This is a genomic window from Saccharopolyspora galaxeae (assembly GCF_016526145.1).
Taxonomy (GTDB): Bacteria; Actinomycetota; Actinomycetes; order Mycobacteriales; family Pseudonocardiaceae; genus Saccharopolyspora_C; species Saccharopolyspora_C galaxeae.
Genome location: NZ_JADDUE010000010.1, coordinates 193,390 through 216,573, shown reverse-complemented (window position 1 = coordinate 216,573; position 23,184 = coordinate 193,390). Strand labels below are relative to the sequence as shown.

Annotated in this window: 21 protein-coding genes and 1 CRISPR repeat array; of the genes, 9 read left to right on the top strand and 12 right to left on the bottom strand. The window is 68.2% G+C overall.

Translation table 11 applies throughout. The features are described 5' to 3' along the window. Window positions 1-2: 2 nt before the first annotated feature. Window positions 3-1,094 carry a hypothetical protein gene (locus tag INP57_RS22735; protein ID WP_200072336.1) on the bottom strand — a complete coding sequence of 364 codons (1,092 nt, stop codon included), beginning with the start codon at window positions 1,092-1,094 and terminating at the stop codon, window positions 3-5. 150 nt (window positions 1,095-1,244) lie between these two features. On the opposite strand from INP57_RS22735, the gene INP57_RS22730 reads away from it, so the two are divergent. From INP57_RS22730 to INP57_RS22705, 6 genes are read left to right on the top strand one after another with little or no spacing between them, the layout of a single operon-like run. Further along, on the top strand, window positions 1,245-3,137 hold the full coding sequence (locus INP57_RS22730) for a TIGR03986 family type III CRISPR-associated RAMP protein (RefSeq protein WP_233628128.1): 1,893 nt from the start codon (window positions 1,245-1,247) through the stop codon (window positions 3,135-3,137). After that, the gene (locus INP57_RS22725; RefSeq protein ID WP_200072334.1) at window positions 3,134-4,465 is read left to right on the top strand and encodes a Cas10/Cmr2 second palm domain-containing protein; all 1,332 of its coding nucleotides are present in this window, start codon (window positions 3,134-3,136) and stop codon (window positions 4,463-4,465) included. Before INP57_RS22730 ends, INP57_RS22725 begins: the two co-directional genes overlap by 4 nt. Then, window positions 4,452-4,994 carry an RAMP superfamily CRISPR-associated protein gene (locus INP57_RS22720; protein WP_233628069.1) on the top strand — a complete coding sequence of 181 codons (543 nt, stop codon included), beginning with the start codon at window positions 4,452-4,454 and terminating at the stop codon, window positions 4,992-4,994. Before INP57_RS22725 ends, INP57_RS22720 begins: the two co-directional genes overlap by 14 nt. Further along, window positions 4,991-6,199 (top strand): type III-B CRISPR module-associated Cmr3 family protein, encoded by a 1,209-nt coding sequence (locus tag INP57_RS22715; RefSeq protein WP_200072333.1) that lies wholly within the window; start codon window positions 4,991-4,993, stop codon window positions 6,197-6,199. The genes INP57_RS22720 and INP57_RS22715 overlap by 4 nt, the downstream gene beginning before the upstream one ends. A 13-nt stretch (window positions 6,200-6,212) precedes the next feature. Continuing rightward, window positions 6,213-7,484 carry an RAMP superfamily CRISPR-associated protein gene (locus INP57_RS22710; protein WP_200072332.1) on the top strand — a complete coding sequence of 424 codons (1,272 nt, stop codon included), beginning with the start codon at window positions 6,213-6,215 and terminating at the stop codon, window positions 7,482-7,484. Beyond that, a complete protein-coding gene (locus INP57_RS22705) occupies window positions 7,481-7,927 on the top strand; it encodes a hypothetical protein (RefSeq protein ID WP_200072331.1) in 447 nt (148 codons plus the stop codon). The genes INP57_RS22710 and INP57_RS22705 overlap by 4 nt, the downstream gene beginning before the upstream one ends. Window positions 7,928-8,107: 180 nt before the next feature. After that, window positions 8,108-9,478: a CRISPR direct-repeat array (repeat unit 36 nt; unit sequence CTGTCACCGGCTCTTCGAGCCGGTCCTCATTGCGGC). A gap of 86 nt (window positions 9,479-9,564) precedes the next feature. On the opposite strand, the gene INP57_RS22700 is transcribed toward INP57_RS22705, so the two are convergent. From INP57_RS22700 to INP57_RS22680, 5 genes are all read right to left on the bottom strand, one after another. After that, a complete protein-coding gene (locus INP57_RS22700; protein ID WP_200072330.1) occupies window positions 9,565-10,416 on the bottom strand; it encodes an SMP-30/gluconolactonase/LRE family protein in 852 nt (283 codons plus the stop codon). Window positions 10,417-10,441: 25 nt separating this feature from the next. Beyond that, window positions 10,442-11,452, bottom strand: a complete 1,011-nt coding sequence (locus INP57_RS22695; protein ID WP_307850221.1) for a zinc-dependent alcohol dehydrogenase — start codon at window positions 11,450-11,452, stop codon at window positions 10,442-10,444. 52 nt (window positions 11,453-11,504) lie between these two features. After that, complete coding sequence (locus INP57_RS22690; RefSeq protein WP_200072329.1) at window positions 11,505-11,777, bottom strand: hypothetical protein; 273 nt, start codon at window positions 11,775-11,777, stop codon at window positions 11,505-11,507. A gap of 21 nt (window positions 11,778-11,798) precedes the next feature. Beyond that, on the bottom strand, window positions 11,799-13,472 hold the full coding sequence (locus INP57_RS22685) for a sodium:solute symporter family protein (protein WP_200072397.1): 1,674 nt from the start codon (window positions 13,470-13,472) through the stop codon (window positions 11,799-11,801). 79 nt (window positions 13,473-13,551) lie between these two features. Continuing rightward, complete coding sequence (locus tag INP57_RS22680; protein WP_200072328.1) at window positions 13,552-14,580, bottom strand: LacI family DNA-binding transcriptional regulator; 1,029 nt, start codon at window positions 14,578-14,580, stop codon at window positions 13,552-13,554. A 279-nt stretch (window positions 14,581-14,859) separates the two neighbouring features. Between INP57_RS22680 and INP57_RS22675 the strand changes: the two genes are divergently transcribed. The 3 genes from INP57_RS22675 (at window position 14,860) to INP57_RS22665 (ending at window position 17,532) form a co-directional block, all read left to right on the top strand. Further along, a complete protein-coding gene (locus INP57_RS22675) occupies window positions 14,860-15,054 on the top strand; it encodes a hypothetical protein (RefSeq protein ID WP_200072327.1) in 195 nt (64 codons plus the stop codon). Between the two features lie 80 nt (window positions 15,055-15,134). Beyond that, window positions 15,135-15,974 carry a p-hydroxycinnamoyl CoA hydratase/lyase gene (locus INP57_RS22670; protein WP_295141204.1) on the top strand — a complete coding sequence of 280 codons (840 nt, stop codon included), beginning with the start codon at window positions 15,135-15,137 and terminating at the stop codon, window positions 15,972-15,974. 73 nt (window positions 15,975-16,047) lie between these two features. After that, window positions 16,048-17,532 carry an acyl-CoA synthetase gene (locus tag INP57_RS22665; RefSeq protein ID WP_200072325.1) on the top strand — a complete coding sequence of 495 codons (1,485 nt, stop codon included), beginning with the start codon at window positions 16,048-16,050 and terminating at the stop codon, window positions 17,530-17,532. A 173-nt stretch (window positions 17,533-17,705) separates the two neighbouring features. Here the strand turns inward: INP57_RS22665 and INP57_RS22660 are convergent, their stop codons facing one another. The 6 genes from INP57_RS22660 to INP57_RS22635 form a co-directional block, all read right to left on the bottom strand. Next, a complete protein-coding gene (locus INP57_RS22660; RefSeq protein ID WP_295141210.1) occupies window positions 17,706-18,191 on the bottom strand; it encodes a MarR family winged helix-turn-helix transcriptional regulator in 486 nt (161 codons plus the stop codon). A 56-nt stretch (window positions 18,192-18,247) separates the two neighbouring features. Beyond that, window positions 18,248-18,565: a divalent-cation tolerance protein CutA gene (gene cutA, locus INP57_RS22655; RefSeq protein ID WP_200072324.1), complete on the bottom strand. Its 318-nt coding sequence runs from the start codon at window positions 18,563-18,565 to the stop codon at window positions 18,248-18,250. A gap of 22 nt (window positions 18,566-18,587) precedes the next feature. Further along, window positions 18,588-19,328 carry a GntR family transcriptional regulator gene (locus tag INP57_RS30415; RefSeq protein WP_200072323.1) on the bottom strand — a complete coding sequence of 247 codons (741 nt, stop codon included), beginning with the start codon at window positions 19,326-19,328 and terminating at the stop codon, window positions 18,588-18,590. 73 nt (window positions 19,329-19,401) lie between these two features. Then, window positions 19,402-20,568 carry an acyl-CoA dehydrogenase family protein gene (locus tag INP57_RS22645; RefSeq protein WP_374220963.1) on the bottom strand — a complete coding sequence of 389 codons (1,167 nt, stop codon included), beginning with the start codon at window positions 20,566-20,568 and terminating at the stop codon, window positions 19,402-19,404. 13 nt (window positions 20,569-20,581) lie between these two features. Continuing rightward, window positions 20,582-21,751, bottom strand: a complete 1,170-nt coding sequence (locus INP57_RS22640) for a CaiB/BaiF CoA transferase family protein (protein WP_200072322.1) — start codon at window positions 21,749-21,751, stop codon at window positions 20,582-20,584. Then, entirely contained in the window at window positions 21,751-22,947 is a 1,197-nt protein-coding gene (locus tag INP57_RS22635) for an MmgE/PrpD family protein (protein WP_200072321.1), read from the bottom strand. Before INP57_RS22635 ends, INP57_RS22640 begins: the two co-directional genes overlap by 1 nt. Window positions 22,948-23,184 lie beyond the last annotated feature (237 nt).

Genomic DNA, 23,184 nt, shown 5'->3' with positions numbered 1-23,184 from the left:
CCTCACGACGACTCGGAGTTCAACGGGCGCGGGTCGTGCGACTCCTTGACACGCATCGGGCTACTCACGTCGTCCTGCGGTGTGTAGTGCAACAGGTAAGTCCCCCGGTAGAAGTTCAGGCCCAGTTGCGCCAAGTACCAACCGGCTGCGAGCGCGACCGTCTTCGGCATCTGCGCGGTAACGACCAGTTCCCGCTCACCACATGATTGTTTGATCTTCGCAAGTCCCGCGGCCACAACACTGGCGAGAACGTGCAGCTCCGCTCCGGAGAAGTGGATTTGCGGGCGACCGTTGACCATCTCCGCGGTTCCGACCCCGGCCGGGCGGACGATGTGATGGACCGTGCGGACGCCGAAATCTCGAAGTCTGGCTTCGCTCGTTCCGGCGTGCACGTCCTGAGTCAAGGTCACCGCGACGCCGATTCGGTTGCCCGTCGGCTCCGCCAGTTCACTGGGCGCCAGGTCGATATCGGAGAGGCCTTCAAGGGTGCTGCGGCCTGGGACGAACTCCTCGGATTCACGTCGGTCCTGAGTGGACAGTTCGACGAAACAGGTGTCGAACTCCGCAAGTGGGAGGTAGCCGCCGACGCCGAGCGCCATCGGCCACAGCAGATTCGGCGCTACCGCGATCCGCTCGTTGTCTTGCGCGGTGTTGATGAGCAACTCGGCAGTCCTGCCCACTTCCGCGCATAATGCGGCAACGTCGATCACCCCGTCCACGGTACTCGCGGCCAGATCGGGCCACCGATGGACCGTGCGGATGGACATGGTGCGTTTCTGGGCGGCCGTCCGAGAGTTCTCGCCCCGGGTCCGATCAGCCATGCCTTCGTCGAGAACCTGGATGCTCACCAAAGTTCCAGCCGCCTCACGCGCCTTACGACGGACGTACCGACCGACGACAACGAGCACCAGCACGACCGCGAAGAAGGACACCCGTGGCCAGGACGGCTCGTACCGCTCCCCCGGCTTCGGGAGTAGGTCTTCCACCAGCAATGCGAGCGAAGCCGTCACCAACGCCACCGCAATCGCAGTGGCAGAATCCGCGAGTGCCACCCTTTTCGGCGCCGTGACCAGCGACGATAATGCCTTACGCATGACTCTCCGTGATCGCTTCAAACCGGCGTGTAGTCTACCGCACGATCGAGCGCTCACCTCACGTCGCGGGCAGGGGAACCCAGGAGGCATTGCTTGACCGACCGTTTCATCAATCCCTACACGTTCGTACCGTTTCCGGAGAAGCCGCCGATGCGGGCAGAGCCGCACGGGCACCTGGGAAATCCGCGATTGTTGAGCGGAAAACTAACCATCACGATCACTGCCGGGACGCCGCTGCTGATCAGGGGATACGGCACGAAGAACGCCGATGGCGAGCCGAGCAACGAGCTGCCACGGCGCCCGGACGGCACCGCGTTCGTGCCCGGCTCGTCGCTGAAGGGCGCGGTCCGGTCGCTGCACGAGACGCTGACCGGCAGTTGCCTTCGGGTTTTCGACGCCGACTTCCTGCCGAGCTACCGAGATGTGGTCGCGTCGCGCAGACACCGCCGCATGGCCGTCGTCGCCCAGCCGCCCGCGGGCGACGCACCACCCGCGGTGTGTCTGTGCGAGCCGGGCGATCCGCAGAAGTTCCGGCTGGACCAGGAACTGCTCGAGCATCTCCACCTCGCCGGTGGGCTGCGTTCCGGACAACGGCTCCAGATCCCGCGCTGGAACAGCAAAAGCGGTCGCCCGGACCAGGCGACACGGGACGACGACGGGGAATGGGTCGTGTTCCTCAGCGATCCGGGTGCCCGCGACCCCCGGCACCCGTACCGGGCACATGTCCGGAAACTGGCCCGGGATCAAAAGCGCGATGTTCCGGAGCACGTGTGGTCGGAGTTCCTGCGGGTCGTCCAGGACACGGACGACCAACGGACCGCGCAGCTCAACAAGACCGACGGGCAGCGCACCGAACCAATCGTGTACACCCACAAACCGGACAAGAACGAGCCGGGACGACAGTACGCCGTCGGCGAACGGCACCTGGCGAGGCCAGATCTCCAGCAGGGCCAGCCGGTTTGGGTCGACCTGGACGATCGCGGCCGGATCGAGCACGTAGGGCTGGCGATGAACTGGCGCAACCTCGGCGGACACTCCGCCGGCGAGCGCGCCGCAGGCTTTCTGCCCTGCGACCGGCCGGACCAGCTGTGCCCGAGTTGCCGCTTGTTCGGCTCGATCGACCCGACCGGCACCGAGGAGGACGAGCGGGCGGCGCAACGCGCCTACCGCGGGCATGTGCGGTTCGGTGATGCCGTGGCCAAGCACGACGTCGTGCCGAAATCTCTTTCCTTACCACCGATGGGAGCACCGAGTCCGGGCGCGGGACAGTTCTATCTGACCAATGACCCGGCCAACATCGGCAGGTATGAAGACACCCCGCTGCGCGAGTGGGGAGCCAGCCCGGACGAACCGACACCACGGAAGCTGCGTGGCCGCAAGCACTATTGGCACACCGACCGCCTCAACGGCCGGGAAGCCGCACGCCAGCACCAGACGAACGAGAAACTCATTTCGTCCGCGGAGGCGTTTCCCGCGGACACGGAATTATCCGCGACGATCACTTTCGTCGACATCGATGAGCAGCAGCTCGGTGGGCTGATCGCTGCGCTGGAACCTTCCGCCCTACTCGAAGATGAGCAGCTGCGCACTCACCTCGGCGGCGGCAAACCCCTCGGCTACGGTGCCTGCCGCGTGGCGATCGACCCGAAGGCCAGCGAAGTGCACTTTTCCGGTGCGCGCTACGGACTTTCCGCACCGGAACGGGATATCATCGAGGAAAAGTCGTTACTGCTCAAAACTTTCCGCGAGTCCGTCGAGCCCGCGGTGCGGGATGTCTGGAACGCCCTGGCACGGGTCCTGCGCCCGCAGGACGACCCCGAACAGGTCTGGTATCCGCCGGGAGCGGATTGGTCCCAGCGCGGAACCAAGGACTTCGACGACGGATTCGAGTTCTGGCAGCAGACCTCCGGCGCCGAGACCACGCCCGATCGCGACCGCGACGCCGGTAAACAACGCAACGGCCGTCCACTGCGGACTCTGCCGTTCGCCGAGGAAGCCGACCAGTCGATACCCATCGTCAAGAAGGGCGAGGACCGCTCGTGACGGACTACCTGGACATCGGCGTGGTGCAGATCCAGTCGTGGCTCACCCGCACTCCGAAGCTGCGCGGCCGCCGTGGCGGATCGACGCTGATCAGCCAAGCTACCGCGCCTGATGAGGTCCGCAAAGTCCTCGACGGACTGGACGGCGCCGCCGAGATCAACGAGTCCGCCGGACGGATCGACGGCGTGGTTTCCCTGATATTGCACGGGAATCGAGAACCGGTGGAACAGCGCGTCGTTCAGCACCTGCGGGACTGGATGCCGGCCGCGTCGCTGTCGGTGAAAGGTTTCCGCGGCGATACCTACACGCGGGCGCGCGCACAAGATCCCGTGCACGACGAGGAATGGCCCGCGCCCGCCGCTGATTGGCCTGCGGCTCGTCCGTGCGGATGGTGCAGCACATTGCCCGCCACATCGGGAAGACGGGATCACGACGCTGCGTTGTGCGTGGAATGCGCGGCTCGCGATGAGGCGGCCGGGCGTGCCGAGCGCAAGGAGCGAGTTCCGTTCGCCGAGGCGGAACTGTTGGCACGGCTCGGTCATCCTGGCGCCGCAGTACCGGACGAGTTCCCGAAACTGGCCGGACTGGACGGTAGCGAGACCCATCTGGCGCTGGTCTATGCGGACGGAAACGCGATCGGAAGGTTCATTACCGAGCGTCAAAAACTCAAGCGCCGCAAGGACAAGACCGACTACCCCGCGGCGATCGACGACTCCACCTGGCACGCGCTGACCTCCGCGGTCCGCATGATCCGCCGTGACGGCGACACTTCGCTGCCGATCGTCCCGCACCTAGTCGGCGGCGACGACGTGCTGGTCAGCGTGCCCGCGCACCGTGCGTGGCAGTTCGCTGAAGCGCTGCTCGGCGAGTTCCACGACCGGCTCGGGGTCAACACCGGCGCCACCGGCATCCAGGGCCTTCCGACCTTGTCAGCCGGGATCGTTTTCCACCACTACGCGGTCCCGCTGTTCCAGGTCAACGAGCTCGCGAAATCGTTGCTGCGACGGGCCAAAGTCCGAACCTCCGGCAAAGCCGCGTCGCTCGCGTGGCACGACACGACCCGCGATGGACGCGAACCAATCGATCGTGACGCGATCACGCTGCAGACCTTCCAGACTTACCGGACAGCGCTGAGCGACTTGGCAGCGCTGAAACAGTCCGCGCGTCAGCGGCTCGCCGACCTGACCCGCACGCACGGCGGGAATTCCGCAGAGGTGGCCGCACACGCGGCGCGAGTTGGCTCCACGGAGGTGCTGGAACCGTTCGGCGAGCAACTCACACTGGCCGACGCGCTCGGGATGACCTGGTGGTGGCATGACCCGGCTTGATTTCGAGATTACGTTCCACTCGCCGTTCCGCGTGGCCAGCGGGCAGGGCGGCGAGGGTGCACACGACACTGTGGAGGCGGACCGGCTGCCGGCGTCCAGTTTGGCGGGTGTCGTGCGTGCCACCGCAGCGAGCCTGTTGGGCGAGAAAAATCCGGTATTGGACGAGGTTTTCGGCTCGTCCGCGCAGCCTTCGCCGTGGCGGTGGACACCGGCACGGCCATGCGGCGCATGGCACCACGCGAACCCGGCCGCGCGTGTCCGGATCGACGAGGCAACCGGTGCGGCACAAGAAGACATGCTCGTGCTGGCCGAGCAAACCGGCGCCGAAGCCGCCACGTTCAGCGTCCGGCGGTTCCGCCATGTCCCCGCCGAACGGGTCGACACCCACAAGGCAGTGCTGATCGTCGCCGCGCAGGCGACCCGTTCGCTCGGCGCGTGGCGGCGGCGCGGTCTCGGCTGGGTCGGCATCCGATGCACCGACGAACCCGATGAGCAGACCGTGCGGAGGTTCCTGGAGTTGAAGCGATGAGCGACACCGCCCGGATCATCGTCACCCTTACCGAACCGGTCGCGGCAGGCAAACGGCTGCGCACCGATTTCGTGCAGGACACCTACGATCACGTGCCCGGAACGGTGTTGCGGGGCGCGCTGGCGGCGAGGTGGATCGCCGAGCACGGCGTGGAGGTGACGAAAAGTCGGGATTTCCTGGAAGTTTTCGAGGGTTCCGGGTCATTCGCACCGCTGCATTCCGAGGCGAGCGTTCCCGCCCCGTTGAGCGTCAAGGTGCACAAGTACGGCCCTGGCCCAACGTGCACGACACTCTGGTGGGACGCCGCTACCGGCGACGAGCAGCAGCACTGCACCGCGTGCGGGGATCCGCTGGAATTCAGCAAAGGCGCGGCCACCGGCACCGTGCCCCGCCAGCGGCGCACCCGCACCGCGCTGACAACGCAGGGCGTCGCCGCGGAAAGCCAGTTGTTCACGCAGAACAGCGTCGCACGCGGAACTCGGTTCGCGGGCTGGCTGCACGGTCCGGCGTTGCGTGCATTGCGGCTCGCCGAGCAACCGATCGACGAGGTTTTCCTGGGCGGGCGCACGAAGTTGCAGGGCACCGCGAAGATCGAACTCGACGACCAGTCGGTTCCCGATCCTGTGGAACAACACGGCAACGAGCTGGTTCTTCGGTTGCTCGGGCCGGGTGTGTTTGTCGACCGATTCGGATTCCCGTCGAGCGAGCCGGATCTGGATGAACTGTCCGAAGTGCTCGGTGTTGAAGCGCGAAGCATCAAGCGGCCGTGGACGCGCTGGTGCGAGATCGGCGGCTGGCACGTAGCCAGTGGCCTGCCGAAACCGACTGAACGCGCCGTGCAGGCCGGGTCGACCTACCGGATCAAACTGGCCGAACCGGCCGATGAGGACGCTCGGCGCCGACTAATGGCGCGCGGGATCGGGTTGCGCCGCCGCGAAGGTTTCGGGGCGTTGTACTCCGTTGGGCAGGCCCCGGTCACGGCGTATCGCGTCGCCAACCGCGCCGCCGCGATGCGCGGGGATTCGCGGTTGGCCGAAGATCGCCCGCTGCTGCGCCAACGGGTCGACGACATGCGGCACGGGCTGGTCGACGACAGCCGGTTTGCCGAGCGCCTCGCGGTCGACGATCGGTATTCGACCGGCCTGCGGGCACTTCTTCGGGTGGTCGATCCGCAGTTGTTCTCGGACGCGCTGGATGTACTTTGATGGAGTCACGCACATGATCGTCACGCTCATCACCGCCCGGCTGCGCTTCGAAACGGCCGGTGGCGTCACCGCGACCGAAACGCGCGAAGACAGCGGCTACGTGCTCCGGTTGCGCACGGACGCGGCGGGAAGGGCTCAGCTGCCCGGAACTACGGTCGCCGGGAATCTCCGCGCGCACTACGCCTTCGACTCCGAACTCGAGGCGTTGTTCGGCGATGCGCCGGAGGAACTCAAACGCAAACACGAGCAAGACCAGTCCAAGGCGAACCCTTCGACGATCCAGGTCCTCGGGACCGTTCCGCGCACCAACGACAAGCTGGTGCACCACACCCGAAACTCCGCGGATCGAGCGCGCGGGGCCGCCCGCACGCATCACTTCCACCGGATCCAGATGCTGCGTCCGGGCGCCGAGTTCGATGTCGTGCTGCGGTGGGACGAAGCCGATCAGAACTTGCGCGAACGGTTCCTGCGCGCATTGCAGCGATGGCGGCCACGACTGGGGCGCGGCGTCACGCGCGGCGCCGGGCGCTGCCGGCTGGTCGGCTGGGACGTGGCCGACTACGACTTGAACACCGAGCTCGGATTGCTGTCCTGGATTCGCGACACCGGGATCGCCTCGTATCCGGAACCGTTGAAGGAACCGGCTTCGGATGACTCGGGCGATCCGCTGCTTGAAGTGGACATGTCCATCGTGGATGCCGTGCACTGCGGCGCCGACCCATCGCAGCGAGTCGAGCGGGGCTTGGCGGACAACGAGATCCCGACGCACAAGATCGACGACGTTCCCACGATTCCCGGATCTTCGTTGAAGGGTGTGCTGCGTTCCCGCGCCGAATACATCTGCCGGGTCGTCGGTGCCGAGGCTTGCGCCGAGCAACGTTGCGGCACTTGTGTCCCATGTGGACTTTTCGGCTTCGCGGGCGACAAGAGCGCCAAGCGCGGGAAGATCGCCGTGGATGACGCGCCGATCAGTGATCCGATGACGAGTTGGCGCCCGCACGTGGCGATCGACCGGTTCACCGGCGGCGCACGCAATGAGGCGCTCTACAACGACGAAGTCGTCGCTTCCGGGACCTTCACGTTGCGGTTGTGGGAACTCAACGACGTGACACCGGCCGAACGACGACTGCTGCACGCAGTGCTGGACGACTTGCACGAGGGATACCTGGGTATCGGCGCACGGACCACCGCCGGCTACGGAACCGTTCGGGCGGACTCCGGCGCGAAACCGTCCGAGTTCGCATTGACCGACCTGGCCGCGAACCTGTCAGGGAGCAGCGCATGAGCGAGACCTGGTACCTGCACGGTTCCGGAAGAAAAACCCGCCAGCAGTGGGCCGAGTTGCGGGAGCACGCCGGCGCGTGCACCGCGTCCTGGGCCGACCACCTCGGATTCCATCAGGAGGGGTTGTCTGCCGAACTGCCCGCGACGACGCACTTGTGGGCGTGGGCTGACCGATGGTGGTTGCGGGTGCGCATCGATCACGACCACTGGTGGGCGGCGCTGCTTACCGAGGGGAATTCCGCGCAGCTGTGGGAAAACCCTGAGCCGATCGACCCGCCGACCATTACGGAGTTCTGCAACTGGGGCGAAAACGAACGGGAGGTGCGGCAGTACCAAGGAGCGCCGGGCGTGCGCGGACGCGACGACATGCTCCAGCTGGTGCCACTGCGACAAACCACGGCGATCTTCATCGGCGAAACCGCCACGACGGCGACCCGCAGCTGAGCGCCTGCGAGCGGTCCGGCTCCGACCTCCGCACGCCGAGCCGCTCGCGCTGCGTCTTTGCAGGTCAACGCCATACGCCCGATCAACTGATCGAATGAAACGTTCCGATGCGATCTCCAACGCGACCCGCTCGCGATGATCTTTGAAAACCCAGCGCAACGGCCCCAAATTCCGGCTGCCCTGTCACCGGCTCTTCGAGCCGGTCCTCATTGCGGCCTCGACGTCGGAGCTGGCGCGCATCCAGCGCATCGCCTGTCACCGGCTCTTCGAGCCGGTCCTCATTGCGGCTGTGCGGTGTAGGTGTTGGTCGACCAGTAGGTGTCGGCTGTCACCGGCTCTTCGAGCCGGTCCTCATTGCGGCCCGCGCGACAGCGCAGAATCACCACATCGCGAAAAACGACTGTCACCGGCTCTTCGAGCCGGTCCTCATTGCGGCCGGGCCTTCTGCTTCGCCGGCATCCGCCCCGAGTCCTGTCACCGGCTCTTCGAGCCGGTCCTCATTGCGGCGCCGATCTGATCCTGGCCAAGCACCGCGAAGGCGCGACGTCTGTCACCGGCTCTTCGAGCCGGTCCTCATTGCGGCCGGCGGGAAACGGGTTCTTGATGGTCGACATGTTCGGCAACCTGTCACCGGCTCTTCGAGCCGGTCCTCATTGCGGCTTGCCGCCGTTGGGCGAGTTGCTTGTGCCAGGGGTGCCGCCTGTCACCGGCTCTTCGAGCCGGTCCTCATTGCGGCCACCGGCCGGTGCTCCTCCGGGCTGACTTTGGCAACCAGCTGTCACCGGCTCTTCGAGCCGGTCCTCATTGCGGCGCGACCAGCCGCACCGTCACGCTGCGGGGCACCTGCTCGGCTGTCACCGGCTCTTCGAGCCGGTCCTCATTGCGGCGACCTTGGCATCCAGCTCCTCCAGCGCGCCGCGAAGCTGCTTCTGTCACCGGCTCTTCGAGCCGGTCCCCATTGCGGCTTGCAACCAGTCCAGATCGATCCTCACTTCTGACCTCTGTCACCGGCTCTTCGAGCCGGTCCCCATTGCGGCTCGCAGGCTGTCGGCTTGTCCGAGCGTGTAGCCGGCCTGTCACCGGCTCTTCGAGCCGGTCCCCATTGCGGCAGCTCGAGGAAGACGGCGCCGAGGGCGCCTTTCCACTGTCACCGGCTCTTCGAGCCGGTCCCCATTGCGGCCACCGGCCCCAGCCGAGCAGGCGGGTACGCCAGCTTGCAGGCTGTCACCGGCTCTTCGAGCCGGTCCCCATTACGGCCACGGCGCTGACGCCAGGGATCGACTCGATCCCGTCCAGCTGTCACCGGCTCGTCGAGCCGGTCCCCATTGCGGCGACCAGCCCAGCACCTTCCGGGTCACACGCGAACACTGTCACCGGCTCTTCGAGCCGGTCCCCATTGCGGCCTGTGGAAGATCGTGCACAAGTGGGACGAGATCGCGTCTGGTCACCGGCTCTTCGAGCCGGTCCCCATTGCGGCGTAGGCCCTGCCCGTCGACCCGTCGCCCACCACCAAGGCTGTCACCGGCTCTTCGAGCCGGTCCCCATTGCGGCGTCTGATCGCCGGTCGCTTCGCAGTACGGCCACACGCTGGTGTTACCGGCTCTTGCGCTTCCAACGCGCACTGCAGTGCAGGCGTGTTACCCGTCGAAGGTCAGTGCGGGCAAACCCCGCCCGGCACCGCGGGCGACGAAAAGGGCGCCGGATTCCGGGTGGGCGGTGAGGTCCGTCGCCTGCCTGGACGTGGTGACGTAGAGGTCCGTGCAGGACGGGCCGCCGAAGGTGCAGGAAGTGACGCGGGGTGCCGGGATGTTGAGGACGTCGAGGAGTTCGCCGCGGGGTGAGTAGCGGTGCACGGCGCCGCCGCCCCAGAGGGCGACCCACACGTCGCCGCCCGCGTCGACCGTGAGGCCGTCCGGGGCGCCGAGCGCGGGGTCGATGTGGGTCAAGGTCCGGCGGCGGGAGAAATCCCCTGCGGTGTGCTCGATCGCGTCGATGCGTTGGGTGGGAGTGTCCACGTAGTACGCGGTTCTGCCGTCCGGGCTCCAGGCGAGTCCGTTGGAGATGGTGACGCCGGAGAGCACGACCGTCACGTTCCGGGACGTGTCCAATCTGTACAGTCGGCCGCGGCCGGTGGCTTCGTCGTAGGCCATGGAGCCGCAGTAGAAGCGGCCCTGCGGGTCGCAGCCGCCGTCGTTCATCCGCACACCGGTGTCGCTCCAGAGGTCTTCCATGGGCACGACCGCGGTGAGCGAGTCATCGGCCAGCGCGAAACCCCGTTCCAGCGCCAAAACCGCGCCTCCGCTGCGCCTCGGCCGGAGCGCTGCGACGACGGAACCGACGTGCGCGCGTTGCACGGAACCGTCGCGGCGCAGCGTGAGCACGTCGCCTGCGAGCATGTCCACCCACCGCAGACCGCGCCATGCGGGGTGCCACACCGGGCCTTCGCCGTGTTGCGCGCACGGTTCGGTCACCTGCTCGACGCGTGTCATCTCGCAGCCCCCTACGACGCGGACTTCAGGGTTTCAGCAGTACTTTCACGACATCGGAGTGCGGGTTGCGAAGCGCCGACAGTGCGGTCGCGGCCTCGTTGAGCGGGAACTCGTGGCTGACGATCAACCCCGGATCCAGGCGTCCACAGGAGAACATGCGCACCGCGTGCGTCCACGCGCGCGAAGGAGCTCCGAAAACCGTGTGGACGGTGATCTGCGAGGTCACCAGATGAGCCGAGGATACCGAGTCGTCGGCGGACGGAACACCGGTCAGCGCAACGCGGCCACCGCGCCGGGCGAGACGAGTGGCGAGGTCCGCTGCTCCTGCGCCATCGGCGGCCTCCAGCACGGCGTCGAAGCGGCCGACGCGTTGCAGTGCGTCTCGCGGAGTGATGACGCTCGTGGCACCGCACTCGACCGCGAGTTCGGCGCGAGACGATTTCGGCTCAACCACAACGAGTTCGGCAGGTCCCGAGCACGACAGCAACTGCGTCGCCAGTAGCCCGAGGCTGCCGCCGCCCACCACCGCCACCCGCTCCCCCGTGGCCGCGCCCAGCCGGAGGCACGCTTCCGCTGCACAAGCCGAGGGCTCCAGCACCGCCGCCGCGCGCAGGTCAGCGTCCGCAGGCAGCAGGTGCAGCAGCCGCGCGGGCAGCACCAGCTGGTCCGCCCACCCGCCGGGGCGCGTGAAGCCCGTCTCGTCGTAGCCGTCGCCGCAGAGGTTGTTCTCGCCGCGACGGCAGGCGTCGCACACGCCGCAGCCGCGGAACCCCTCGCCCACCACCCGCCGATCGACATAGCTCGGGTCCACTTCGGACCCGGCCGCCAGCACGGTGCCGGACCACTCGTGGCCGGGAATCACCGGGTACCGGACCAGGCCGTCCGGCCTTCCGCCGGTGAACAGTTCGCGGTCGGAACCGCAGATTCCGCTGTAGGCGACCTGGATCAGGGCCTCTGCCGGCCCCGGCTCGACCCGCTCGGCACGACCGACGCGGAGCGCGCCCGGCCGGTCGATGACGACCGCCCGGCCGCTCACGAGGCCCCCTCGGGGACGGTGTCCGAAGTGTTCCGCATGTCGTCCTCGCCGGTCAGCCGTCGAGCCGCAAGGGGCGCAACCGCAGCCACAGCAGGAACAACAGCCCGCACGCCAGCATCGCCGCACCGGTCCAGAGGTTGATGTTGATGCCTTGCGCCTTGCTGATGTCGGCACCGTCGGCGAACAACCCGGCGCCGCCGATCAGCGCACCGTAGAACACGAAAAGCCCGCCGATCACCATGCGCACGTCGAACAACCGGGAGGCCGTGCCGGAGCGCCGCTCCAGTTCCGCGACGTCCTCGACGGGATCGTCCTGGTCCTGCATGAGTTCCGCCTTTCCCTCGGGTCACAAGGAGAACGGGATGTAACAAGCCGCGGCGAGCACGATCGCGCCCCAGCCCAGCAGCGCCGGACGGCGGTACCAGGCGGCGTCACCGGGTGCGGCGACGCCGGTGTCGCGCGCGGCCTCGCGGGTGTAGACCAGCCCCTCCAATTCGGACGCCGGCTTCGGGCGGGTGGCCAGCGCGACCGGCACGCTCACCGCGACGTCCACGGCGAAGGCGATGATCGAAGAGATCATGTTCGCGCCCTGGTCGGTGCTGATCGCCACGAAACCGGTCTTGTACGCGACGTAGAACGCGATCGGTGCGACGGTTCCGGCGAGCAAGCCCCAGAACCCCGCTTTGGCGGTCATCCGCTTCCAGAACAGCGCCAGGATGAACGTCGCGAACAACGGAACGTTGAAGAACGAGAACAGGGTTTGCAGGTAGTTCATGATGTTGCTGAACGACGCGGCGATGAACGCAGTGCCCATCCCGGCCAGCACGCCGACCGCGGTGATCACGCGACCGACCCGCAGGTAGTGCGCGTCCGGCATCCCGGGTTTCAGGTAGGGCCGCCAGATGTCGGTGGTGAACACGGTGTTGAAGCTCGAAACGTTCGCGGCCATGCCTGCCATGAACGAGGCCATCAGCCCGGTGACCGCGAGTCCGAGCACACCATTCGGCAGCAAATCCCGCATCAGCAACGGGATCGCGTCGTTGTAGTCGTGCCCGCCGGTCTGCCCGATCTGCGGGTGGATCAGCAGCGCGATGATGCCGGGCAGCACGACGATCAGCGGGATGAACATCTTCGGGAACGCCGCGATCAGCGGAGTCCGCCGCGCCGCCGAGAGGTTGCGCGCCGACAGCGACCGCTGCACCTCGGCGAAGTTCGTCGTCCAGTAGCCGAACGAGACCGCGAAGCCGAGCCCGATCGTGATCGTCAGCCAGTTCGCGCCCAGCGGGTTGTCCTGTCCGAATCCGGTTCCGCCCCACGCGGTCAGGAATTCCGGCCCAGGACCGGATTGGACGCGTTCGATCAGTCCACCGACCCCGCCGATGCGCACCAAGCCCAGCACGGTCAGCGGCACCAGCGCGGCGACGATGACGAAGAACTGCAGCACCTCGTTGTAGATCGCCGAGGACAGCCCGCCGATGACGATGTAGGCGAGCACGAACAGGCCCGCGGTGAAAATGGACACCGTCAGCGGCCAGCCGAGCAGCGCACGCAGCACGATCGCCAGCGCGTAGAGGTTCACCCCGGCGATCAGCACCGACGCCACGGCGAACAGCGACGCGCTCAGCAGGTGCGAGGACGAGCTGAACCGGCGCAGCAGGAATTCCGGGACGCTGCGGACTTTCGTGTTGTAGTAGAACGGCATCATCACCAGGCCGAGGAAGACCATCGCCGGGATCGCGCCGATCAGGTACCAGTGGATCGTGTAAGCGCCGTACTGCGCGCCGTTCGCGGCCATCCCGAGGATTTCGGTCGCCCCGAGGTTCGCCGACACGAAAGCCAGGCCGGTCACCCACGCGGGCAGTGACCGGCCGGACAGGAAGAAGTCCAGGCTGTTGCGGACACTTCGCCGCGCGGCCAGGGCGATTCCCAGCACCACGGCGAAATAGCTGACCAGGATGAGGTTGTCGAGCCAGTTCATGGACAGCCGCAGGCTGTCGGCGGCCATCGTGGACACTTCCATGGTAGGTGGTTCGGGCAAGTGCATCGGTTTTCCCTCGGCGTCGTTGACGAAGTCTGTCCCCTGGCGGATCCGGTGCCGCTCAACACCTCCCGGGTCCGGTGCTGTCGCGCACGATCAGCTCGGCGGGCACGATCGAACGCCGCACCGGCCGGCCGCCTTCCATCCGCAGCAACATCTGCTCGAAGGTTTTCCGCCCGAGTGCGAGGAAATCCTGCCGCACCGTGGTCAACGGCGGGCAGAAGTAGGCCGCTTCCGGAACGTCGTCGAACCCGACCACCCGCACGTCGTGCGGAACCGAAAGCCCCGCCTCGGCCATCGCGCGCAGAACTCCCAGAGCCATCTGGTCGTTGGCGACGAACACCGCGTCGACCCCGCCGTGCGCGACCAGTTCCCGCCCAGCTTCGTAACCGGAGCGCGGGCTCCAGTCTCCGCGCAGCACCGGCGGTTCCGGCACTCCACGCACGCGCAGCGCGTCACGCCAGGACTGCTCGCGAGCCTCGGTTTCCAGCCACCCTTCCGGGCCCGCGACGTGCCAGACCGGGCGGTGTCCCAGCGCGAGGAGGTGCTCGGTCGCGAGCCGCGCTCCGCTGCGCTGATCCACCGCGACCACCGGGACCGGCGCCTGGTCGGTGTCGGCGACCGCGACCACCGGAACATCACCGGGAACATCCGCCAGCGCCTGAGCGGTCCGCACGTGCGGGGCGATCACCACGATCCCCGCCACGCACTGTCCACGAAGGACATCGATGGCCCGGCCGGAGTCCTCCGGATCGCTGACGCTGGAGATCGAAACCCCGTAACCGGCCTCGCGCGCGGCGTTCTCCACACCCAGCAGCGTGCTGGCCGGTCCGTGCAACACGGAGTCCAGGGCCACCACCCCCAACGTGCGGGAGCGGCCGGTGGCCAGTCCCCGCGCGAGCGCGTTCGGGCGATACCCGAGCTGCTGCACGCTTTCCAGCACCCGCTTGCGGGTATCGGGCTTGACCGGGCCGGTGTCGTTGAGCACGCGCGAAACCGTCATCTGCGAGACGCCGGCGAGTTCGGCGACGTCGTGCAGCACCGGCTGGTGGCCGGACCGGCGGGCGGGACCTCCGGATCGCTGCACCACATCGACTCCCCTCGTCGCGTAGCAGTGCAGTGTTAGCGATAACAGCGGGACCGTCAACGGACCGGACGCCTTGCACACCTGGATCCAGCCGTTCGCCGCGGAAATTCCTGCGAACGCCGCAGCGACTACTACCCGGAGCGGATCCGCGCCGCGCTGCCCACCGGATCCGAACCGGCAAGCGGCCCGCCCCGGAGGGCTGGGTTCTGCTTGCTTGCGGGCGCCCGGGGACTCAGCCACCCGAACCGAGCCCTGAACAGCTCCTAGTGCATGATCGACATCATGCCGTGGCACCTTCCGCTCGAGACCGCGCAGCCGCTCACCCAGGCCGCACCGCTCGGCGCGAGTTCGGGACCGATGGGCGTCCTGTTCATAGTGGCGATGGTGCTGCTCGCGATCGCCCTGGTCCTCGCCGTGCTCGGCCGGTGGATCCGCTACCGCAACCGCCCGCGCGCCAGCGACGAGCGCTACATCTGAACCTCCCCCGGGTTGACCGTGCGCCCCCACCTTGGCACTCTGCCATCAGGAACCCTGATCGAATTGAGGTGGCGGCACCGGTGGACGAGCAACAGCCGTGGGGCGAGTCGGTCCTGGTCGAGTTCGACGAGGGGATCGCCTGGGTCTCGCTGAACCGCCCGGACAAGCGCAACGCGATGAACCCGGCGCTCAACGACGAGATGATCCGCGTGCTCGACGCCCTGGAAGGCGACGAGCGCTGCAAGGTGCTCGTGCTGACCGGCGCCGGCGAGTCGTTCTCCGCGGGCATGGACCTCAAGGAGTACTTCCGCGAGGTCGACGAGACCGGCAGCGTCGCGGTGCAGGCGCGGGTGCGCAGGGCCAGCGCGGAATGGCAGTGGAAACGCCTGGCGCACTGGGCGAAACCGACCATCGCGATGGTCAACGGCTGGTGCTTCGGCGGCGCGTTCACCCCGCTGGTGGCCTGCGACCTCGCGATCGCCGACGAGGCCGCGACGTTCGGGCTTTCCGAGGTGAACTGGGGAATCCCGCCGGGCGGAGTGGTCAGCCGCGCGCTGGCCGCCACCGTCAGCCAGCGGGACGCGCTGTACCACATCATGACCGGCGAAACCTTCGACGGACGCGAGGCGTCCCGGATGCGCCTGGTCAACGAGGCGGTCCCGGCCGGGCGGCTGCGCGAGCGCACCCGCGAGCTGGCGCTGAAGCTCGCCGGGATGAACCAGGTGGTGCTGCACGCGGCGAAGGTCGGGTTCAAGGTCGGCGCCGAAATGCCGTGGGAGCAGGCGGAGGACTACCTCTACGCCAAACTGGACCAGTCGCAGTTCGCCGACGGCGCAGGCGCCCGCGCCAAAGGCATGTCGCAGTTCCTGGACGACAAGAGCTACCGTCCGGGTCTGAGTTCTTTCGACCCGCAGCAGTGACTCGGCGGCGCCCTGCGCGCCCGGACCCGCGGGGCCACCGTCCACTCAGGATACTCGGCGGAAGGTGAGGCGGTTGCGCAACCAAGGGCTCGGCTCCTGGCCCGCGCGGCGGGCTCGGATGACTCCGCACCGGATCGCCGTCCGCTACGGTGATCTCCGCCTGACCTATGCCGAGTTCGCTGCACGCGTGGCCGACCTCGCGCGCGGGTTGCACGAACAAGGTGTGCGCAGCGGCGATCGGGTGGCCTTCCTCGGCCCGAACCATCCGGCCTTCCTGACGACGTTGTTCGCTTGCGGACGGCTCGGCGCGGTGTTCGTGCCGGTGAATTCCCGCTTCACGGCGTCCGAAGTGGACCACGTGGTGCGGGATTCCGGTTGTTCGGCGCTGATCCACACCGCCGATCGAGCCGAAACCGCGGCCCAGCTCGGCATCGAGCGGCTGCGCACGATGCCGGTCGACGAGCCGACGCCGTCCGCGGACGCGGCCGAGCCGCCGGACCTTCCGGTCACGCTCGACGATCCCTGTTTGATCATGTACACCTCGGGCAGCACCGGCCGCCCCAAGGGTGTGGTGCTCACGCACGGAAACCTGACCTGGAACAGCTACAACGTGCTGGTCGAGAACGACCTGACCGCCGACGAGCGCACGCTGATCGTCGCGCCGCTGTTCCACGCGGCCGCGCTGGGCATGGTCTGCCTCCCGACGCTGCTCAAAGGCGGCGAAGTGCTGCTGCACCCGTCGTTCGACGCCGGTGCGGTGCTCGAGGCGATCGAGCGGGACCGCGTGACGCTGATGTTCGGCGTGCCCGCGATGTACGACGCCCTTGCGGCGCACGAGGAATGGGCCGGGACCGACCTGTCGAGTCTGCGGCATCTACTGTGCGGCGGTGCGCCGGTGCCGACCGCGACGATTCAGCGTTACCTCGCAAGGGGTTTGAGCTTCTCGCAGGGCTACGGCATGACCGAGGCGGCGCCGGGCGCGCTGTTCCTGGACCGCGAGCACACCACCAGCAAGATCGGATCAGCCGGGGTGCCGTCGTTCTTCACCGGCGTCCGCGTCGTCGACGCCGCCGGACGCGACGTGGCGCCCGGTGAGCGCGGTGAAGTGGTGGTCAGCGGGCCGAACGTGATGCGCGGCTACTGGAACCGGCCGGAAGAGACCGCGATCGCGTTGCGCGACGGCGAATTCCACTCCGGCGATGTCGCCGAGGTCGACGAGGACGGTTACGTCTACATCGTCGACCGCATCAAAGACCTGATCATTTCCGGCGGGGAGAACATCTACCCGGCCGAGGTGGAGAACGAGGTCCACGATTTTCCCGGCGTGGAATCCTGCGCGGTGATCGGTGTTCCGGACGAGAAGTGGGGCGAAGCCGTGCGCGCCGTGGTGGTTCGCGCACCGGGCGCGGACTTCGACGCCACGGCGCTGCTGGCGCACCTGCGCGGGCGGCTGGCCGGCTACAAGGTGCCGAAGTCGGTGCGGTTCGCCGAGGCGTTGCCCCGCACCGGCTCCGGCAAGATCAGCAAGTCCGAGGTGCGCGACCGCTTCGGCGACTGACCCCGCAGCGCCCTCATCGGTCGCGTTGCGCCGATCCGGCGATTCACGCGCCTGTCGGGCGCCAATCTCCGCGGCACGCCCGAGCCGTTTCTCCCAGAGTGAACGGACCGTTCGCCCAATCTAGTCGGACCAACAGGCCGTTCACTCGAAACTTCCGAGCAGTTGAGCGCGGCTCAGCGGCGGGCCTCGGACAGCGCGCCGAGCGTGTCCACGCCGTGCCGCAGCGTCTCGCGGAACTCGTCGCGCTGGCGCTGGTCCAATCCGGCCAGCAGTTCGTTCTCCAGCTCCAGCACGGCGGGCGCGCAGCGAGTCAGCAGCTCGCGCCCGTCGTCGGTGAGCGTGGCCAGCAGCACGCGCCGGTTGTTCTCGTCCGGCCTGCGCGCGATCAGCCCGCGCTTCTCCAGCGCCAGCACCATTTCGTGCATCGTCTGCGGCCGCAGGAAAGAACGGCGGGCCAGTTGCGCCGACGACAACGCGCCCTTGGACTCCAGCACGGTCAGCGCCGTGTACTGCAACGTGGTGAGCCCGAGCGGGCGCAGCACATCGTCCATCAGTGCCCGGATCACCAGCTCCAGGCGTTTGACCAGGTACAGCGTCAGCGGTGTCGGCGAGGCGGCGGAGTCGAGCTCGGTGCCGGGCTGCTCTGCATGGCTGCTCACCGCGCCATGATGTCACCCCGCGCCGAGGCGCCCGCAGGACCTCGCCGATTTCCGGCTCACTGCATGGTTTCCGACTCCACCCAGGTCAGGTAACCGCGGTTGCCGCCGATGATCGGCGTGGCGATGACCTCCGGCACGTCGTAGGAGTGGTTCGCCCGGATGTGCTCGATCAGCGCCTCCAGCCGTTCCGCGGAGGTCTTGACCTGCAGCTGCCACTCCGGGTCGTCCTGCACCGCGTCGTCCCAGCGGTAGAAGCTGCGGATCTGCGCGACCTGCACGCACGCCCCCACGCGGGCGTCCACGATGCTGCGGGCCAGCTCGGCAGCGGCCTGCTCGGAGTCCGTCGTCGTCACGACCTGCACGTGATCAGCCATGGGCGCCAGGGTAACGCCCGGTTCAGCGCAGCGTGCGACGCAACCGCACCCGGTACGAGTAGTGCTCCGGCAGGAAGTAGCTCACCGCCAGCTCCACCGGCTGGCCTGCGGTGGACTGGTAGATCCGGTCGATGCGCAGCAGCGAGCGGTCCGGTTCGCAGCCGAGGTGCTCCGCCGCGCCCGCGGACGCCTGCCCGACGGTGATGCTCTGCTCGGCCTCCGCGATGGGATCGCTCATCCGCTCGTCCAGCAGCCCGATGATGGTGAACCGGCTGCGCGCGCCCACCTCGGTCAGCTCCGGCACGTCCGCCAGCAGCCTGCCCACCGCAGGCGGCAGGTAGACGGTGGACAGGCAGAACGGGATGTTCTCGTGCAGCCGCAGGAACGCGAGGGTGTGCACCCGGTCGGTGTGCAGCTGGAGCCTGCCCGCTGCGTCCAGCGCGACTTCTTTGCGCAGCGGTGCGACGAGTTCCATCGTGGTGTCGATCGACAGTCCCATGAGGTCGTCGACCGACCCGAACTGGCGCAGGTACTGCTCTTCGCGCGGAGCGGCGAAGGTGCCCCGCCCCGGAACCCGGTACACCATCCCTTCCGAGACCAGGTCCTGGAAGGCGCGGCGCACGGTCTGCCTGCTGACCCGGTGGTTCTCGGCGAGCTCGGCCTCGGTGGGCAGCCGCACGCCGTCCGGGTAGTCGTGGCGCAGGATCGCCGCGCGAAGCTCTCGCGCGAGCTTCGCGTAGGCGCTCTGCTTGGCCTCACCCACGTCCGCACCTCATTTCCGCTGAGGTCCCGACCGTAGCCGACGCCCGGCGGGCGGGGTCCGGGACGGCGAGCGTTCAGGCGTCCAGGCCGCCGCGGGAGACCAGTTGGGAGGCGATCACGTTGCGCTGGATCTCGTTGGTGCCTTCGCCGACGATCATCAGCGGTGCGTCGCGGAAGTAGCGCTCCACGTCGAACTCGGTGGAGTAGCCGTAGCCGCCGTGCACCCGCACCGCGTTCAGGGCGATCTCCATCGCCGCCTCCGAGGCGTAGAGCTTGGCCATCCCGGCTTCCATGTCGACCCGGCGGTCCGCATCGGACTCGCGGGCCGCGTGCAGCGTGAGCTGCCTCGCCGCGGTGAGTTTGGTGGCCATGTCGGCCAGCATGTTGCCGACGGACTGGTGCTTCCAGATGGGTTTGCCGAAGCTTTCCCGTTCCTGCGCGTAGTGCAGCGCGTCCTCGAGCGCGGCCCGGCCGACGCCGAGCGCCCGCGACGCGACCTGGATGCGGCCGGTTTCCAAGCCCTTCATCATCTGCCCGAAGCCTTTTCCTTCGACCCCGCCGAGCAGCGCATCCGCCGGAGCGCGGTAGTCCACGAAGGACAGTTCGCAGCTCTCCACGCCCTTGTAGCCGAGCTTGGGCAGGTCGCGGGAAACCTCCAGGCCGGGACCGTGCTCGGCCAGCAGGATGGAGATTCCCCTGTGCGCGGGCTCAGCGGCCGGATCGGTCTTGCACAGCAAGGCGATCAGGCCGGAACGCCGGGAGTTCGTGATCCACGTCTTGGCGCCGTCGACCACGTACTCGTCGCCTTCGCGGCGGGCATGGGTGGTCATGGCCTGAAGATCGGAACCGCCGCCGGGCTCGGTCAGCGCCATCGCCGCGCGGGTCTCACCGGTGGCCATCTTCGGCAGGTACTCGGCTTTCTGCTCTTCTGTGCCGAAGTGCAGCAGCAGCTTGGAGACCACGGTGTGCCCGCCCATCGCACCGGCCAGGCTCATCCAGCCGCGCGCCAGCTCCTCGGTGATGAGCACGTAGCACGGCGTGGACACCGGGTTGCCGCCGTGTTCCTCCGGGATGGCGAGGCCGAAGATGCCCAGTTCCTTCATCCGCTCGATGAGCGCCTCGGGATAGGTGTTGGCGTGCTCCAGCTCTTGCACGACCGGCTTGACGTCCCTGTCCACGAACTCGCGCACGGTTTCGACGATCAGCTGCTCGTCGCGGTCCAGGATGTCCACAGTGCTCACTTGGTGCTTCCTCTCAGATGACGCCTTGCGCGCGGAGTTCGCCGATCTCTTCTTGGTTCCGGCCGAGTTCGGCGAGGATCGTGCCGCTGTGGTCACCGACGTCCGGCACGGGGTCCATGCGCGGGTCCACTCCGGACAGGATGGCCGGTGGCAGCAGCGAGGGCACGACCGAGCCGGGGATGCCGATGTCGCGCCAGCGGCCGCGTTCGGTCAGCGCCGGGTGCTGCAGGAACTCTGCGACCGAGTTCAGCCCGGCGTTGGCGATGCCGATCTCGTCGAGCAGCTTGCCGGCTTCTTCGGAGTCGAGGCAGGCGAACCGGTCCGCGATGATGCCGTCGAGCTCATCGCGATGCCGGACCCGCGCGGAGTTCGTCGCGAACCGTTCGTCGCCGGTCAACCCCGTGTCACCAAGAAACCGCCCGCACAGCGCCGCCCACTCGCGATCGTTCTGCACCGCCAGCAGCACCTGCTTGCCGTCGGCCGCGGTGAACGGCCCGTACGGCGCGATCGTCGGGTGGCTGGCCCCGGCGCGCTGGGGCTGGGTGCCGGTGTGCCGGGTGAAGTGCGCGGGCTGGCTCACCCACTCCGCGAGCGAGTCGAACAGCGACACCTCGACCGAGCGGGCCTCGCCCGTCGTGGCCCGCAGGTACAGCGCGCTCAGAATCCCGGAGTACGCGTACATCCCCGCCGAAATGTCCGCAATGGACACTCCGACCTTCGCCGGTTCCTCCCCGCCGGTCAGCGACACCAGACCGGTCTGGCACTGCACCAGCAGGTCGTAGGCCTTGCGCTGCGACCAGGACCCGCTGGAGCCGAACCCGGAGACGTCGCAGACGATCAGCTTGCCGTTGTCCAGGCTTTCCGCGTCCAGGCCCATCCGCGCGGCCGCGCCGGGAGCGAGGTTCTGCACGAACACGTCCGCTTCGGCCAGCAGTTCGTCCAGCACCGCGCGTCCGCGCTGGTCCTTGAGGTCCAGCGCCAGCGACTCCTTCGACCGGTTCAGCCACACGAAGTAGCTGGCCTGCCCGTCGACGGATTCGTCGTAGCGGCGGGCGAAATCCCCGCCGCCCGGCCGCTCGATCTTGATCACGCGGGCGCCGAGGTCGGCGAGCTGGCGGGTGGCGAACGGCGCGGCCACCGCCTGCTCGATGCTCACGACGGTGATGCCGTCCAACGGCCGCATCAGTCGATCCCCCCTTGGCGCGGGAACGTCCGGTCCAGCAGGTCACGCACCGACTTCCAGTTCCCGCCGTCGAGCAGGCCCGCGGCTCCGCAGGCGCTGAGCTTTTCCGCCAGTTCAGCCGAATTCGGCGGCCGGGACGGCGATCCCGGCGGGTGTACCAGCTCGGTGCGCAGCGGCTCGCCGTCGTGCTCGACCTCGATGTCGACCGCGCCGGCCAGCAACCCGTCCGCACCCGGCGGGTAGGCGGTTTCCACGCGCCGCAACAACTTCTGCGCCTCTGGGCGCGCGACCGCTTCGTCGCTGAACGACACGAAATCCGGGTAGTCGTCGAGCAACGCCGTCGCCACCGCGTACTGCATGCTGAACTTGCCTTGCAGCCCCGTGCCCGGCCGGTCGTGGATCAGCGGCTGCACGGTCCCTTCCGGAGTCCGCACCCGCACGCGCCGCACTTCGCCCCGGATGTCGCCGCGCACCTCGCGCAGCGCGGCGATCGGGCGCTGCATCGCGTAGCAGCACGGGAACACCTTGATCGCCAGCCCACCCGGCACCGCCGGGCCGTTCAACGCGAGGTCACCGGGTTGCCCGCCCACGAGCCGGAGCCAGTCGTCCAGCGCAGCCGGGTCCGCGCTCGCGCCCGCACGGGCGAGCCCAGCCGCCCGGACCCCGGCCTCCGCTGCGAACCCGACCTGCAGGGATTTCCCATGCGTGCCAAAGGCTTTCTGCACACCACCGGCCGCGGGAACGGCCAGCGCCATCGCCGTGGCCAACCGCTCGGCGTCCAACCCCATCGCTCTGCCCGCCGCTACCGCAGCGGCAGGCGCTCCGGCGGTGCAGGTCGCGTGCCATCCGGCCGAGTAGTGCTGCCACCCGAGCCGTTCGCCGAGCCGCGCCATCACTCCGGCCCCGGCGAGGTAGGCGTCCGCTCCCCCGCCCGCGGCCAGCACGGCCGGCACCACGACGACGCTGATGTGCGTGGTCGACTCGATGTGCAGGTCGTCGAAGTCGAGCACGTGCCCGATCGCGGCCCACCGCGCGGCGTCCGGCAAGCCGGCCGCGATCCCGGTCAGCGGATGCTCGCGGGCGGCGAGGGCGACCGCGGCGGTGTCCAGCAGCGAACGCCGCGCCAGTTCGAGGTCGTCCGGGCCCGGGGTGAACTCCGCGGCCCAGCGGGCGAGGGTTGCAGCGGTGCTGGTCATGTTCGCCGTCCATCCTGACCACCCGCGGCGGCCTCCGGGAAACCCGACAGCACATTTGTACGGCCAATTGCGCCGCCAGGTCAACGCCGCCCGTGCAATGCCGCGCGGTCGACGCCGCACCGCGACCCGGCGAGCGGACCGCTCGTACCCCTCCACTCCAGGAGCGAACGGACCGTTTGACCAATCTATTGGGGCCAACAGTCCGTTCACTCGACGTCGATGGCGCCGGAGCGGGCG

What these genes read in the sequence shown, in the direction of transcription:
- INP57_RS22735 (WP_200072336.1), bottom strand. Translation starts at nt 1,094, where the DNA reads ATGCGTAAGGCATTATCGTCGCTGGTCACGGCGCCGAAAAGGGTGGCA.
- INP57_RS22730 (WP_233628128.1), top strand. Translation starts at nt 1,245, where the DNA reads ATGCGGGCAGAGCCGCACGGGCACCTGGGAAATCCGCGATTGTTGAGC.
- INP57_RS22720 (WP_233628069.1), top strand. Translation starts at nt 4,452, where the DNA reads ATGACCCGGCTTGATTTCGAGATTACGTTCCACTCGCCGTTCCGCGTG.
- INP57_RS22715 (WP_200072333.1), top strand. Translation starts at nt 4,991, where the DNA reads ATGAGCGACACCGCCCGGATCATCGTCACCCTTACCGAACCGGTCGCG.
- INP57_RS22710 (WP_200072332.1), top strand. Translation starts at nt 6,213, where the DNA reads ATGATCGTCACGCTCATCACCGCCCGGCTGCGCTTCGAAACGGCCGGT.
- INP57_RS22705 (WP_200072331.1), top strand. Translation starts at nt 7,481, where the DNA reads ATGAGCGAGACCTGGTACCTGCACGGTTCCGGAAGAAAAACCCGCCAG.
- INP57_RS22700 (WP_200072330.1), bottom strand. Translation starts at nt 10,416, where the DNA reads ATGACACGCGTCGAGCAGGTGACCGAACCGTGCGCGCAACACGGCGAA.
- INP57_RS22690 (WP_200072329.1), bottom strand. Translation starts at nt 11,777, where the DNA reads ATGCAGGACCAGGACGATCCCGTCGAGGACGTCGCGGAACTGGAGCGG.
- INP57_RS22685 (WP_200072397.1), bottom strand. Translation starts at nt 13,472, where the DNA reads ATGGAAGTGTCCACGATGGCCGCCGACAGCCTGCGGCTGTCCATGAAC.
- INP57_RS22675 (WP_200072327.1), top strand. Translation starts at nt 14,860, where the DNA reads ATGCCGTGGCACCTTCCGCTCGAGACCGCGCAGCCGCTCACCCAGGCC.
- cutA (WP_200072324.1), bottom strand. Translation starts at nt 18,565, where the DNA reads ATGGCTGATCACGTGCAGGTCGTGACGACGACGGACTCCGAGCAGGCC.
- INP57_RS22640 (WP_200072322.1), bottom strand. Translation starts at nt 21,751, where the DNA reads ATGCGGCCGTTGGACGGCATCACCGTCGTGAGCATCGAGCAGGCGGTG.
- INP57_RS22635 (WP_200072321.1), bottom strand. Translation starts at nt 22,947, where the DNA reads ATGACCAGCACCGCTGCAACCCTCGCCCGCTGGGCCGCGGAGTTCACC.